This is a genomic window from Rhodoluna sp. (assembly GCF_049276775.1).
GTDB lineage: Bacteria > Actinomycetota > Actinomycetes > Actinomycetales > Microbacteriaceae > Rhodoluna.
Window position 1 is genome coordinate 20790 of sequence record NZ_JBASXC010000028.1, and the last position, 14944, is coordinate 35733.

Genomic DNA, 14944 nt, shown 5'->3' on the forward strand with positions numbered 1-14944 from the left:
TCCCTTTACCAAAAGCTGACGCGCTTAGCGCTTCTGCTTTACGATTTTTTCCTGGTTTACTTCTTCTTCGCCCATCGCAGGAACGGCTTCGTTGCCAACCGATGCCAGAGGAACACCCTGGCCGGTCTGGAAGCTCTTCTTGAACTTATCGATTGCGCCTTCTAGCTCGCGAACGGTGTCGTCCTCAAGGGTTCCGGTTTCGCGGATAGTCTCTAGAGCCTTACTGTTGCGCTTTAGGTAGTCCAAGAACTCAGACTCGAAGCGAAGAACATCTTCAACTGGAACCTCATCAAGCTTGCCAGAGGTACCTGCCCAGATCGAAACGGTCTGGTCTTCAACCGGGTACGGAGAGTACTGGGGCTGCTTCAGAAGCTCCATCAGTCTCGCTCCACGAGCCAGCTGCTGTCGAGACGCGGCATCAAGGTCAGATGCGAACATCGCAAATGCCTCTAGTGAGCGGTACTGCGCCAGCTCCAGCTTCAGAGTTCCAGAAACCTTCTTGATTCCCTTCACCTGAGCTGCACCTCCAACTCGAGAAACCGAGATTCCAACGTCAATAGCTGGTCGCTGGTTGGCGTTGAAGAGGTCAGACTGCAAGAAGATCTGTCCGTCGGTGATCGAGATCACGTTGGTTGGAATGTATGCAGAAACGTCGTTCGCCTTGGTTTCGATGATTGGTAGTCCAGTCATAGAACCGGCACCGAGCTCGTCGTTTAGCTTCGCGCAACGCTCAAGCAAACGGGAGTGTAGGTAGAAAACATCTCCAGGATATGCCTCGCGGCCCGGTGGGCGACGAAGAAGAAGGGATACCGCACGGTATGCCTCAGCCTGCTTGGAAAGGTCATCAAAGATGATCAGAACGTGCTTGCCACCGTACATCCAGTGCTGCCCGATTGCGCTACCGGTGTAAGGAGCTAGGTACTTAAATCCCGCTGGGTCTGATGCTGGGGAAGCCACGATGGTCGTGTACTCCATCGCGCCGGCCTCTTCCAAGGCGGCCTTCACACCGGCAATGGTTGAACCCTTTTGTCCAATAGCAACATAGACGCAGCGGACCTGCTTGTTGGCGTCTCCGGTTGCCCAGTTGGCCTTCTGGTTAATAATCGTGTCAATCGCAATTGCGGTCTTACCGGTCTGGCGGTCACCAATGATCAGCTGACGCTGTCCGCGACCAACTGGAATCATGGCGTCAATTGCCTTGATGCCGGTCTGAAGTGGCTCATGAACTGACTTTCTGGCCATTACGCCGGGAGCCTGAAGTTCAAGTGCTCGACGAGCTTCGGCCTTGATCTCACCCTGGCCATCGATTGGGTTTCCCAGAGGGTCGACAACGCGGCCTAGGAAATTATCCCCAACCGGAACAGACAGTACCTCGCCGGTGCGCTGCACTTCCATACCCTCTTCGATGCCCTCGAAGTTTCCTAGAACAACGGTACCAATCTCACGCTCGTCAAGGTTTAGAGCAAGACCAAGCGTTCCGTCAGCGAACTTCAGTAGCTCGTTGGCCATCGCGCTCGGAAGACCTTCAACGTGCGCAATACCGTCACCGGCGTCGATTACGTGGCCCACCTCATTTCGCGAGGACTTGTCTGACTCATAAGAGTTCACGAATCCCTTCAGGGCGTCGCGAATCTCGTCTGGGCTGATTTTCAGATCTGCCATGTGCTTCCTCTACTTCTGGGGCGAACCCCGTATTAGATGTTGGCCTAAGCCAGCATCATCCTTGCCTGCTTGAGACGGTTAGCAACGCTACCGTCAATAATCTCTCCAGCGATCTGTACCTTCATGCCACCGAGGATTGCTGGGTCTACCTCGATGTTCATTCTTAGTGCGTGCCCGTGAGTTTTGGTTAGTGCAGATTCCAAATCGGCTCTTTGAGTATCGCTCAGCGCAGTAGCAACCGTTACATTGGCAACCAACCGCTCTGCGTAGGCCGCGAGTAGTTTGCCAAACTGCTCCAGAACAACCGCTAGGCGGCGCTTGGTCGAACCAACCACCGCGAACCGAATCAATAACCCTGCTTCAGGTCCGAACTTGCTGCCCAGAAGATTGTTCACAAGAACTAACTTCTGGTCGCTCGATGCCTGCCTCGAGGCAAGAGCAATCTGCAACTCCTGGTCTGAATCAACTACCTGTCGGAAACTAAATAGCTCAGCTTCAAGAGCCTCAAGCTTGTTCGACTTCGCTGCGATTGCTGCAACCGAGTGAACCGCTAGCTGCTCAAGGGCACGAACTAGATCCTGGCCACTAGACCAGCGAAGATCAACTAGCTTTGCGACAAAGTCGACACTCTTTGAAGATACGCTCTTACCAAAAACGGCTGCCAAGGCGGCCTTTTTTCTAGCAATCTCGGCGGAAGGGTCCGAGAGAATGTTGCGCAATTGCTTAGAGTCAGACACTGCCGAACCGATTGCGAATAGTTCCTCCGCAAACTTTAGTTCGGCGTCTTGTAGCAGTGGCGTGATGATTTGCTTAGCCTCTGCTACCGCTTGTCTAGTTGAGCTGGACATGATCTTTAGTTGCCTGCCTTCGAAGACTCGATATCTTTCAAGAAGTCGTCAACAACCTTGGCGGCTGTTGCGCTGTCCTTCAAGCTCTCGCTAACCACCTTGGAGGCTAGATCGATTGCCATAGAACCGACTTCGGCGCGCAAGGAAATAAGTGCTGCCTGCCTTTCAGCCTCAATCTGCACTTTCGCAGTTTGGGTGATGCGAGCGGCCTCGGCCTGAGCTTGCTCTTTCAATTCGGCAAGAATTGCTGCGCCTTCGGCGCGTGCCTCTTCACGAATTGCGCTTGCCTCGGCGCGGTTATTTTCTTGAGCCTTTGAAATCTCATCTGTCTTAGCGGCTGCCTCAGCCTGAGCCTTTTCGGCAGCAGCTAGACGTCCCTCGATAGCTTCGGTCCGATCATCCAGGGTCTTTCTAAAACTAGGAAGAACCTTGAACCAAAAGAACGTGAGCAAAATCGCGAAAACGACCGACGACCAAAGGATGTCGTAGTCGGCTGGCAGGAGAGGGTTTTTAGCCTCTGTCTCTGCTGCAGCGACGATGATCCTTGTAATCATTTTTTAGTCCTGACTTGATTTAGGCGAAGATAAATGGTGTTGCTAGGCCGATTAGAGCTAGCGCTTCGGTGAATGCAATACCAAGCCACATGGTGACCTGAAGCTTCGAAGCTAGTTCTGGCTGGCGAGCGATGGATTCGATGGTCTTTGAAACGACCAGACCTACACCGATACCAGGACCGATTGCAGCTAGACCGTAACCAACTACAGCGATGTTGCCGGTTAGTTCGGCGACGTTAGTGATGTCCAATTGATATTTCCCTTCCGTGGTTTTTCCCTGACGGTTGTCAGTTTTCTTTAGTGCTCATCTGCCAATGCCAACTGAATGTAAACAGTTGTTAGCAAGGTGAACACATAAGCCTGTAGGAATGACACCAGTATCTCAAAGAGCGTAAAGGCGAATCCAAATATAAATGTTCCGATCCCGAAGAGCTTGAAGAAGCCATCGGCGTAAAAGAAGAAGAACTGGGTTGCTCCGAAGCACAGAACCAACAGAAGGTGTCCTGCGACCATGTTCATGGTTAGACGAAGAGCCAGGGTGACCGGCCTCAGGATGAAGGTAGACAGGAACTCAATCGGGGTCACCATGACGTATAGAGCTGGTGGAACCCCGGATGGGAACAACGAGTTCTTGAAAAAGCCGAAACCGTGCTTTTTCATACCTGCGTAGATAAAGGTCACGTAGGCTGCGGCGGCCAAAACTATTGGTAGCCCGATTACCGAAGATGCTGCGATGTTCAATCCCGGGATGATTCCGGTGATGTTCATGCCAAGCACGGTGAAGAAAATTGTGGTCAGAAGCGGAAGGAAGCGGTCGCCATCCACCTTTCCTAGCTGGCCGTGAGCGATACCGGTGCGAACGAAATTGAGAGAAATCTCACCCATGAGCTGGAACTTGGTAGGGACAAAACTCTGATTGCGAGTGGCCTTTTGGAACGAACGTGTCCAAAGGTAGAAAAGAATCAGCAGCAGTGAAACCACCAGAAGACGAATCAGCATTATGCGGTTCAAGGCAAAAGGGGTGCCTTCAAAAGCGATGATTTCAGGGTAAAACTCCATGATGGAGGGGCCCTTATAGTTGCCCGATTCGTCGGTTACTGCAGCCTTGATTAGAAGGCTCATAGCGTTATCTAGCAGGGCTGGCTCCTGTTTCGGGGCGTTTTATCGCGGCGATTTACAGTGTCAATGCCCCATACGTTGCGGCATCTTGAAAAGCTTATCAACAAAAAACTAGCCCTCGACCACGGGGATCCTGGCCGAAAGTACAGCAATACTGTCCACAACCAGAGACCCTAATATTGCCGCCACCAGGGTCAAGAACAGCACCGGACCATTTACAAAATCGGCCCCCTGAAGCGCTCTTGCCAGTAGGGCAAATCCGATTAGCTTTACAAGCCAGCCCCCCATCACAACGGCAAAAAAGCCAGACAGCGAGAGCTTTCTACCCACCAGCATGCTGATAACCGTGAGGGCCCCGAAAGCGAACGCCAAAGCAGAACCTATCAGCGCACTCACCACTCCATTAGCACCTTCAACGAAATAACCACCAAGAGAACCGAGGGTTGCTATCAGGCCAGTGAGGAGAAATGTCTGAGCCAAGACTTTCTTGAAAAGCTGATCGACATTGGTGGATGGTTTCATTTTGAGTTTGCTCTCTTTCTTCGCCGTTCAATAACTGGCCAAACCGTGTAGACCAAAACCGGGATTGCCACGAGGGCGGCGAGGGCAAACACTGTGCCTTCTGATAGGAACAACAGCGCCAGCGCACTCAAAGAGATGACCGTTGTCCAAAGATAAAAAACCATAACCGAACCGATATGACTGTGTCCAAAATCCTGAAGCTTGTGATGAATGTGCTTTCGGTCTGCGGCGAAAGGCGACTTTCCAGCTCTGATTCTTCGAAGTACCGCCAGAGTAAGGTCAAGAAGAGGCAAGAGCAAAATGGCAAGTGGCAATACGAGCGGCAATAGAGCCGGCGCCAGTAATTCGCTAGAAACCGCCGCAGGGTCAACCTGGCCGGTAACTGCCAGTGCTGAAGTTGCCATTAGCAGCCCCAGCAACATCGCTCCGCTATCACCCATAAAGATTTTGGCTTTGTGCCAGTTCAGCGGCAAGAATCCCGCTGTGACACCTATCACAATTGCGGAAATCAGTGAAGCTAAATTGAAGTAGTTTGTCGGAGAGGTCTGCTGAACCAATAGGTATGTGTAGAGGAAGAACACGCCGGTTCCAATTAGGACTACGCCTGCAACCAGACCGTCAAGACCATCGATGAAGTTCACTGCATTCATAACCAGTACGGTGATGAAGATTGTGACCACAATAGAGACCCCATAACTACCAATCACCAAGCCACCAATGGGTAGGGAAACAATCTGGACTCCCTGCCAGGCCAAAATCCCAGCAGCCATGAATTGACCTGCCAACTTGATAGTCCAGTCCAAATCCAGAATGTCGTCCAAAACTCCGATTACGGCAATCAGGGTTGCAGCAGCCGCGATGGCCAGGATGTGGATTGGGTCATCAAATACCGAACGGAACCAACCCAAAGACGCCGCCACAGCGAGTGAGACCAAAAAGCCCACCAGCATGGCCAACCCACCGATTCTCGGAGTCGGATCGGTATGAACATCCCTCTCTCTTATCTCAGGCATTATCGAATGCTTACGGCTAAGCCGAAGAGTCAGATAGGTCGCGGTAAAAGTCACAACGGCGGCAACCGCCATGATCAACAGATAAGCTCTCACGACTTAAGCCTCTAGAAAATCGCCCAGCACCGTAGCAAGCTTTTTCTCGCTTAGTGCTCCGCGCCTAACTATTTTTGCCTTGCCGGTTGTAACCATCTCTCCCTCGTCAGAGAGTGTGTCCATCAGATCCGTCATGTCAATAATCGTTGAGGCCTCTCCCTTTGGGCTGGCCCCACCATCCAGATAAACCTTAACTTTGCTGCCAAGATATTTCTCCGCTTGCTGGCAAGTTGTTGCAGCAGGCTCACCGGTCAGGTTTGCACTTGAAACAGCAAGAGGTCCAGTTTCTTGCAACAGAGCAAGAGCAATCTTGTGATCGGGCATTCGAAGAGCAACGGTTCCTTTGGTTTCTCCTAAGTCCCAAGTCAGCGAAGGCTGAGCCTTCAAAATAATCGTAAGGGCACCTGGCCAAAAGGTTTCTGCGAGCTTATGAGCTAACTGCGGCACGTCCTGAGCCAAGCCCTCTAGAGCGGACGTGTTTCCAATTAGCACAGGCGGTGGCGATTGCCTGTCGCGGCCCTTGGCTTCAAGAAGCTTCTTGACTCCCTCGTGCGAGAAAGCGTCAGCAGCCAAACCGTAAACGGTGTCAGTTGGAAAAACTGCTAGTTCCTTGCGACCGAGTGAAACTTTGGCCAGTCTCATGCCGGTTAGTAAATCGGTGTCAAGGGAACAGTCGTAAATACGCTCCACCTAAACACCGCCTTTTTTTCTTACGCCGCTAGGGCTTTAGTGCTGAGATCATCCGGTCTTTGCCGGCCAGGTCTTGACTCGAAGTCACTTCCAACCAGCCTTGGCTTAATAGTAGTTCACCGATTGCACGGGCCTGAGAGTCGGCATGTTCTAGCAGTAGGAGGCCAGAGGGCTTTAGTAAATACAGGGCTCTGGATGAAATCTTTCGAATAACATCCAGGCCGTCTTTCCCGCCGTACAGAGCCAGGCTGGGTTCGTGCAGCTGAACTTCGAGGTCAACCGGAACCGCCGAATCCGGAATGTAGGGCGGATTGGAAATTACCAAATCTACTTTTGCCTCTAATTCATCAAAAGCGTCAGCAAGATCTTCATTCCTGGCACTTTTTGAATCCAGACCATATTTTTGATAGTTGCGCTCTAGAAAACCAAAAGCTTGCTCAGAAAGCTCAACCGAGTAAACCTCAGCCGCTACTAGCTCGGTGGCAAGGGATATCGCGATTGCACCGCTACCTGAGCAAAGATCTACGACTACTGGATTTGTGTTTTCCTTGATCTTTTCTATCGCCAGCTCAACTAGTTGCTCGGTTTCGGGTCGAGGAGTAAAAACTCCGGGTCCAACGTAAAGCTCCAAGTGCCTAAAGGGAGCCAGGCCCGTTATGTGCTGTAGCGGTTCGCGCTTTACTCGCCTTGAAAGCGCAGCCTCAAATTTGCCAATTTTGTCTTCCGGAAATGTTTCATCGCCAATTAAAAGCATCGTTAGCTCGGATCTTTGAACCCCAAGGATAAAACAACCCAGTAGCTCGGCGTCAACACTGGGAGATGTGACACCAGCTGAAACCAGTTTTTCGGTTGCACTTTTCAGAGCTTCCGAGATAAGCAAATTACTTATCCCCTAGCGCTGCCAGTCTGGCCTCTTCGTCGGTCTGAATCGCGCTCTGGATAACTGGCTCCAAGGCCCCATCCATGACCTGGTCCAAGTTATAAGACTTGTATCCAGTACGGTGATCTGCAATTCGGTTCTCGGGAAAGTTGTAGGTTCGAATTCGCTCGGATCGGTCCACGCTGCGAACCTGCGATTTTCTCGCAGCCGACTGCTCAGCGTCAATCGCCTCCTGCTTAGCCGCAAGCAATCTTGCCCGAAGCACGCGCATAGCAGCTTCCCTGTTTTGCAGCTGAGACTTCTCGTTCTGCATCGAGACAACGATTCCGGTAGCAAGGTGTGTGATTCGAACTGCAGAGTCGGTGGTGTTAACGGACTGCCCACCTGGACCTGAAGAGCGGAACACGTCCACTCGGATCTCGTTGGGGCTAATCTCAACTTCTTCGGGCTCGTCAACCTCTGGAAACACTAATACTCCAGCCGCCGAGGTGTGAATTCGACCTTGAGTTTCGGTGACTGGGACCCTCTGAACTCGGTGCACTCCACCCTCATACTTCAGGTGAGCCCAAACTCCTTCGGCTGGGTCATTGGAATTGCCTTTGATTGCAAGCTGGACATCTTTGTATCCACCGAGATCGGACTCGTTCTTGTCCAGGATTTCAGTCTTCCAACCCTTGGAGTTGGAGTACTGGATATACATCCGAAGAAGATCGGCTGCAAAGAGTGCCGACTCCGCACCACCTTCACCAGCTTTGATTTCCATAATGATGTCGCGACCGTCATCAGGGTCTCTTGGAATCAAGAGACGACGAAGCTTTTCTTGTGCCTCGGTGACTTTGATTTCAACGGCGGGAAGTTCCGAAGCAAAAGCCTCGTCTTCCTTGGCCAGTTCTTTGGTTGCGGCGAGATCGTCATTTAGCTCAACCAGCTGGTGGTATGCCGAAACAATCGCACTCACCTCCGCGTAGCGTCGGTTCAGCTTCTTGGCTAGGGCTGGATTCTGATGCACTGCTGCATCAGATAGTTGCTCCTGAAGCGAGGCATGCTCAGCCAGCAGGGGCTGGACTGAATCAAGCATTATTCCCCGTCGGACCCGGAAGGAACAGGCATGGACTTTTGAACCTGCATCAGGAATTCGACGTTGCTCGAGGTTTCCTTGAGTCTGTTCAGAACAAGCTCTAGAGCCTGCTGCTGCTCTAGACCTGCAAGAGCACGGCGAAGCTTCCAAATGATCTTGGTCTCGTCCGGGTTCATCAGCATCTCTTCGCGTCTGGTTCCAGATGCGTTTAGGTCAACGGCTGGGAAGATTCTCTTGTCTGCTAGTGACCTGGATAAGCGAAGCTCCATGTTTCCGGTTCCCTTGAACTCTTCGAAGATAACCTCGTCCATCTTGGAACCGGTTTCAACTAGAGCGGTAGCCAAAATTGTTAGAGATCCACCGTCCTCAATGTTTCGAGCCGCTCCAAAGAATCTCTTTGGCGGATAAAGTGCCGAAGCATCAACACCACCGGAAAGAACGCGACCCGATGCCGGAGAGCTCAAGTTGTAAGCGCGTCCAAGACGAGTAATCGAGTCAAGCAAAACTACGACGTCGTGGCCTAGCTCAACCAAACGCTTTGCGCGCTCAATGGCAAGCTCAGCAACGGTGGTGTGGTCTTCAGCTGGACGGTCAAAGGTGGAGGCGATGACCTCACCCTTTACGGTTCGCTGCATGTCGGTTACTTCTTCAGGGCGCTCGTCAACAAGAACAACCATCAAGTGAACCTCAGGGTTATTTACGGCTATTGAGTTTGCAATTGCCTGGAGGATCAAAGTCTTACCTGCCTTTGGAGGCGCGACGATAAGACCTCGCTGGCCCTTACCGATTGGAGCAACTAAGTCGATGATTCGAGTTGAAAGCTTGCCGGGCTCGGTCTCTAAACGCAGTCTGGTCTGAGGGTAAAGCGGGGTCAACTTATTAAAGTCCACTCGCTCAGTCGAGGCGTCCTGGTCTAGACCGTTCACCGAATCTACGCGAACTAGAGCGTTGAACTTCTGGCGTCCCTGTCCTTCGCCTTCACGAGGCTGACGGATAGCGCCAACTACGGCGTCACCCTTTCGAAGTCCATACTTCTTGACCTGACCGAGGGAAACGTAGACGTCGTTTGGTCCAGGCAAATAGCCGCTAGTCCGAACAAAAGCGTAGTTATCAAGTACGTCAAGGATTCCAGCAACGCTGATTAGTACGTCATCTGGGGAAATCTCTGGTTCGGCTTCCTCGCGATCGTTACCTCCGCCACCGCCGCGTCTCCGATCACGATCACGGTCACGGTATCTGTTGCGGTTTCTTGAGTTTCGACCTCCGCCGCGGCGATCTTCATCGAAGTCGCGGCTTCTGCGGCGCTCTCCCGATTCTGAGCCTGAGCCCGAGTCCGAGGGTGCTTCGCTCGAAGGAGCGGATTCCCTAGGAGCCTTAGCTTCGCTTGATTCAGATTTCTCCTCAGCGGGTTTAGCGCTTCTGGTTCGAGTCTTCTTGGTTGCGGATTCCGCTACCTCTGCTGGAGCCGCTGTGTCGGCACCTGCTCTGCGGGATTTGCGTACCGGCTTAGTTTCTTGGACTTCATCCATTTATGTGATTGCTCTTTCTTGAGTGATTAGATAATCGATTTGAAAAATCTGATTACCGCCAACACGATTTGAATCGCGTGGTATCGCAGTTATTTTCTGCGGGGATTGCACCTAGATTTGACGCTTACTTACCGTCTTGTTTTTGGTGTACCTCTAGCGTAGCACCTTTGTTGTCAACAGCCAACAGTAGCGGTTGCCACTGTGGATACTTCTTTTCCACTAATTCCTTGGCCAGAAGGCGCTGGGCTGGGTCACTTGCTAGCACCAGAACCGAGGGCCCGGCACCGGAAACCACGGCTGCGTGGCCATTTGACCGAAGTAACTGAATCAACTTATCGGTCTCCGGCATAGCTGAGGCTCGGTAGTTCTGGTGGAGTTTATCCTCGGTGGCAGCTAGCAGTAGCTCAGGAGATGAAACCATTGCCGCCACCAATAGCGCCGACCTTGAAACGTTAAAGACTGCGTCGGCGTGAGGAACAGACTCCGGCTGCATGGATCTGGCAAGCTCGGTAGACATTTTGGTACTGGGGACAAGTACCAAGGGTGATACCCCTCGGTGCACTGAAAGCTTCTTGGTGTGCGGGCCCTGATCGTCTTCCCAGGCAATACTCAATCCTCCGAATAAGGCCGGAGCAACGTTATCGGGATGATTCTCAAACTCAGTTGCCAGATCTAGCATCAACTTATCGCTTATCTCAACGACTCCCCGAAGTAATCCCTTTGCGGCCATAATTCCCGAAACCACCGCGGCTCCGGAAGAACCCAAACCGCGTCCGTGAGGAATTCGGTTAACGGCGGAAAGCGAAAGACCTGGGGCTTGCTGCTTCACGCGCTTGAAAGTTTCAAGAATTGCCCGAACCACTAGGTGGTTCTCATCCAATGGGACCTGACCCTCTCCCTCACCGCTTACAGAAACTGAGATTTTCCCTTGCTTTTTTGCGGTGACCTCTAGGTCGTCGTAGTAGGCCAGGGCGATGCCGAGCGTGTCAAAGCCCGGTCCCAGGTTCGCAGATGTTGCGGGAACCCTTACCTTTACAACGGTGCCTTCAGCCACAGCCATTTTTTATGCCAATCCCAACCGTTCTGCAACCTCGGCAGCATTATTAGGAACTGCGTGAGGGGTGATTTCGTTTCCGGCTTCGTCCTTGAGGGCCCACATCGGATCTTTTAGGCCGTGGCCGGTCACAGTGATAACTATCAACGCGCCAGCAAAACTCTCACCGGTCTGCGAGGCCTTGTAAAGACCCGCCGCTCCGGTTGCGGAACTTGGCTCAACGAAGACTCCGGCTTCCTGAGACAGGAAGCGGTGCATCCACAAAATTTCTTTATCCGAAACGGCCCCGAATTTACCTTGAGTCTTTTCCCTCGCAGTTTGTGCCAGATCCCAGGACGCCGGGTTTCCAATTCGAATTGCGGTTGCAATAGTGTCCGGATTTTTGACCGGCGCACCCAATACAAATGGGGCCGAGCCCTCGGCCTGGTAGCCATACATCTTTGGAAGCTTCTTGATTCTTCGAACCTTGAAATCTTCTTGGTAGCCCTTGTAGTAGGCCGAGTAGTTTCCTGCGTTTCCAACCGGTAGTACGTGGAAATCAGGTGCCTGACCCAAAGCATCGACCACTTCAAACGCAGCCGTTTTTTGTCCCTCGATCCGGTCCGGGTTTACCGAGTTCACCAAGTGGACTGCGTAGTTATCCGAGAGGTCTCTTGCGAGAGTTAGACAATCATCAAAGTTTCCCTGGACCTGAAGAATCTGAGCTTTATGTGCAACAGCTTGACTTAGTTTTCCAAGAGTGATTTTGCCCTCTGGAACCAAAACTACAGATTGAATTCCGGCGGCCGCAGCGTAAGCAGCAGCCGATGCTGAAGTATTTCCAGTCGAGGCACAAATTACAGCCTTAGCACCTTCGCCAACCGCTTTAGATACCGCCATGGTCATACCGCGGTCTTTGAATGAACCGGTTGGGTTCATGCCTTCGAATTTTAGATAAACCCGATCGGCTCCAACAAGTTTGGCTAGCGCAGGCGCTGAAACTAGAGGAGTTCCACCCTCACCTAGGGTGATCACAGGGGTTTTCCTGTTTACATCCAGTCGCGAGTAATACTCGTTTATCACTCCGCGCCACTGGTGCGCTTTCTTTGGTTTACCAAACACGGTAAACACTCCTTTCAAAGGAACTTCCCAAAACTCTAGAGCTCATTTTCACTAGATGCCCTCAACTCGAATAACAGACATAACCGATTCCACGGCCTCGTTGGATTTCAAAGCCTCCACCACTGCGGTCAGTGCCTGGTCACTCGCGAGGTGGGTTCCAATCTCCAAGCTGGCAGTCGTGCTCTCCCGCTCCAAAACTGCCTGCTCGACAGTCTCTATGGAGACCTTGTGGGTCGAAAACAGTGTTGCAATCTTGGCCAAAACTCCTGGCTGGTCCTTGACCTCTAGCTGAATCACATAGCGAGTCTTTACTCGACCCATGTCCAAAATCTCAAAGTTGGCGTGAATTGAGTCGGCAAGTCCTGGACCTCCGGCAACGTGGCGCTTAGCAGCGGAGACCACATCTCCTAAAATTGCCGAGGCGGTTTGAGTGCCACCGGCACCGGATCCGTAAAACATCAGTCGGCCGGCGGCTTCTGCTTCAACAAATACTGCGTTGTAGGCACCGTCCACCGAACCCAACGGGTGTGATCTTGGAACCAAAGCTGGGTAAACCCGAACTGATATTCCCTCGCCCCCGGCCTCATCGGCTTCAATAAATTCACAAATTGCCAAAAGCTTTATGACGTAGCCGTCACGCTTGGCAGCGGCAATTTGATCAGCCGAGATAGCAGTGATGCCCTCGCGGTATACCTTTTCGAGCGGGACTTCGGTATGGAAAGCAAGAGATGCCAGAATTGCGGCTTTTTGCGCGGCGTCATAGCCGTCAACATCTAATGAGGGATCTGCTTCTAGATAGCCAAGCTCCGTAGCTTCCTTCATGGCAACTTCTAGAGTTGCTCCACTTTTATCCATCCGGTCAAGAATGTAGTTGGTGGAACCGTTCACGATTCCCATGATGCGCTTGACCCGGTCACCCGCTAGAGACTCTCTCAAGGGACGGATGATTGGAATAGCTCCAGCCACCGAGGCCTCGAAGTAAAGCTGCGCTCCAACTTGATCAGCGGCGCTAAACAATTCAGAGCCGTGAGTTGCTAGCAAGGATTTATTGGCGGTTATTACATCCGAACCAGAATTTAGAGCTAGCAGAATATAGTCCTTGGCTGGCTGCAGCCCACCCATGACCTCGATAACTATATCTGCGCCAAGAATCAGACTCTCGGCATCGGTCGTAAGGAGCTCCTTGGGGAAACCGCTTCGCTTTGTCTTTAGGTCGCGAACAGCAATACCCACAAGCTCAAGCTCGGCGCCAACTCGGGCGGCCAATTCGGCTTTCTGGGTTAGAAGGAGCCTTGCGACTTCCGCACCAACTGAACCGGCGCCAAGCAGGGCAACCCGGATTGGGCGATATTCACTCACGTTGGACTCCATACTCATTACAAACTACCTTGTCTTATTCTTCTGAGAACCCAGGGTCGCGGGCAAACATGTCCGCTTCGGTCTCAGCCCTAAGAATTACCTGAACTTCTCCATCTTTGATTGCAACGATGGCAGGCCTGGTTACGTAGTTGTAGTTGCTAGCCAGCGAATGACAGTAGGCGCCGGTTGCCGCCACCGCCAATAGATCATTTGGATTGATGTCCTCCGGTAGGTAGCAGTTTCTAACCACGATGTCGCCGCTCTCGCAGTGTTTTCCCACCACTCGAGACAGGGCGGCAGGGGCACTTGACACTCTCGATGCCAATATCGGAAAGTAATCAGCGCTGTAAAGACTCGGCCGTGCGTTATCGCTCATGCCCCCGTCGATGCTGACATATTTTCTAACTCCCGATACGCCGTCTTCGTTGAGCTGAACGTCCTTGATAGTTCCGACGTTATAAAGCGTGATTCCGGCGGGGCCGGAGATAACTCGACCTGGCTCGAAACATAAAACCGGGACACTGATCTCAAGCTCGCCACAAATCTTGGCAACTTCTTCGGTGATGCGATCGGCAAACTCGGTTATATCTGGGGCTTTATCGGCCGAGGTGTAGTTGATCCCAAATCCCCCGCCCACGTTTAGCTCTGGAACCTCTCCCCCGGCAAGTAGTTCCTTGTGCAGAGGAAGAAGCCTACGGACAGACTCAATAAAGCCATCCATTGAGAAAATCTGTGAACCGATGTGAGAGTGCAGCCCTAAAAAGCGAAGGTGGGAATGCGAACGAATCTTCTCAACCAGGGCGGGAACATCGGATATTGCGATACCAAACTTTTGGTCTTCTCTCGCGGTTGCCAGGTACTCGTGGGTGTTGGCGTGAATTCCGGAATTAACTCGGATGCGAACCGCCTGCACCTTGTCCTGAGCTCCGGCAATCGAGGCAATCCGCTCGATTTCGATATCGGAATCGATGACAATGGTTCCAACATTTGCGGTTACGGCACGGCCAATTTCAAATAGTGACTTGTTGCTGCCGTGGAGCCCAATTCGGTCCGGGCTGATACCGCCCGCGAGGGCAATCGCCAACTCGCCACCGGTGGACACATCCAGGTTCAAGCCCAGCTTGTCAATCCACTTCACAATCTCCGTAGTGACAAGTGACTTGCTCGCGTAATAGGTTTTTGAGCTGGTGCCAATTCGGGCGGCCGCATCATCGAAAGCTGCCTTTACCTTTGCTCCCCTTGCAAAAAAATCATTCTGGTCGATAACCATAATTGGTGTACCGAACTGCGTAGCCAACTGTCCGACAGAAACTCCGGCGATTGTGACATCGCCTGCTGCGCTTCGGGCCATACCGCTTGGCCAGATTCCACCATCAATCAGGTTCTGATCTTTTGGCTCTGTTAGCCAGTCGGGTGCAAATTTTGACTGATTAGAACTCATG

14 protein-coding genes and 1 pseudogene are annotated in these 14944 nt (G+C 52.1%); all 15 read right to left on the reverse strand.

From position 1 onward, the window contains the following. Positions 1–24: 24 nt before the first annotated feature. Positions 25–1662: a F0F1 ATP synthase subunit alpha gene (gene atpA, locus WAO31_RS02370; RefSeq protein WP_509589780.1), complete on the reverse strand. Its 1638-nt coding sequence runs from the start codon at positions 1660–1662 to the stop codon at positions 25–27. A gap of 44 nt (positions 1663–1706) precedes the next feature. Next, the gene (locus tag WAO31_RS02375) at positions 1707–2510 is read right to left on the reverse strand and encodes a F0F1 ATP synthase subunit delta (protein WP_509589783.1); all 804 of its coding nucleotides are present in this window, start codon (positions 2508–2510) and stop codon (positions 1707–1709) included. A gap of 5 nt (positions 2511–2515) precedes the next feature. Continuing rightward, on the reverse strand, positions 2516–3064 hold the full coding sequence (locus WAO31_RS02380) for a F0F1 ATP synthase subunit B (protein ID WP_509589786.1): 549 nt from the start codon (positions 3062–3064) through the stop codon (positions 2516–2518). A gap of 19 nt (positions 3065–3083) precedes the next feature. Then, positions 3084–3314, reverse strand: a complete 231-nt coding sequence (atpE, locus tag WAO31_RS02385; protein ID WP_509589788.1) for an ATP synthase F0 subunit C — start codon at positions 3312–3314, stop codon at positions 3084–3086. A gap of 47 nt (positions 3315–3361) precedes the next feature. Further along, positions 3362–4186, reverse strand: a complete 825-nt coding sequence (gene atpB / locus WAO31_RS02390; RefSeq protein WP_509589791.1) for a F0F1 ATP synthase subunit A — start codon at positions 4184–4186, stop codon at positions 3362–3364. Positions 4187–4294: 108 nt separating this feature from the next. Further along, entirely contained in the window at positions 4295–4705 is a 411-nt protein-coding gene (locus WAO31_RS02395) for a Cg1360 family ATP-synthase-associated protein (protein WP_509589793.1), read from the reverse strand. Further along, positions 4702–5811, reverse strand: coding sequence for a glycosyltransferase family 4 protein (locus WAO31_RS02400; RefSeq protein WP_509589796.1), 1110 nt, complete (start codon positions 5809–5811; stop codon positions 4702–4704). The genes WAO31_RS02395 and WAO31_RS02400 overlap by 4 nt, the downstream gene beginning before the upstream one ends. Positions 5812–5814: 3 nt before the next feature. Next, positions 5815–6501: an L-threonylcarbamoyladenylate synthase gene (locus WAO31_RS02405; protein ID WP_509589798.1), complete on the reverse strand. Its 687-nt coding sequence runs from the start codon at positions 6499–6501 to the stop codon at positions 5815–5817. Positions 6502–6529: 28 nt separating this feature from the next. Beyond that, positions 6530–7381 (reverse strand): peptide chain release factor N(5)-glutamine methyltransferase, encoded by an 852-nt coding sequence (gene prmC, locus WAO31_RS02410; RefSeq protein WP_509589801.1) that lies wholly within the window; start codon positions 7379–7381, stop codon positions 6530–6532. 1 nt (position 7382) lies between these two features. Continuing rightward, a complete protein-coding gene (gene prfA / locus WAO31_RS02415; protein ID WP_509589804.1) occupies positions 7383–8459 on the reverse strand; it encodes a peptide chain release factor 1 in 1077 nt (358 codons plus the stop codon). Next, positions 8459–9703 (reverse strand): annotated as a pseudogene (rho, locus tag WAO31_RS02420) (transcription termination factor Rho); the annotation flags it as partial. The pseudogene rho and the gene prfA, both read right to left, overlap by 1 nt. Positions 9704–10112: 409 nt before the next feature. Continuing rightward, positions 10113–11048: a homoserine kinase gene (thrB, locus tag WAO31_RS02425; protein WP_509589807.1), complete on the reverse strand. Its 936-nt coding sequence runs from the start codon at positions 11046–11048 to the stop codon at positions 10113–10115. A gap of 3 nt (positions 11049–11051) precedes the next feature. After that, complete coding sequence (thrC, locus tag WAO31_RS02430) at positions 11052–12143, reverse strand: threonine synthase (protein WP_509589809.1); 1092 nt, start codon at positions 12141–12143, stop codon at positions 11052–11054. A 51-nt stretch (positions 12144–12194) separates the two neighbouring features. After that, positions 12195–13502, reverse strand: coding sequence for a homoserine dehydrogenase (locus tag WAO31_RS02435; RefSeq protein WP_509589941.1), 1308 nt, complete (start codon positions 13500–13502; stop codon positions 12195–12197). 34 nt (positions 13503–13536) lie between these two features. Next, positions 13537–14943, reverse strand: coding sequence for a diaminopimelate decarboxylase (lysA, locus tag WAO31_RS02440; RefSeq protein WP_509589812.1), 1407 nt, complete (start codon positions 14941–14943; stop codon positions 13537–13539). Between the last annotated feature and the right edge of the window lies 1 nt (position 14944).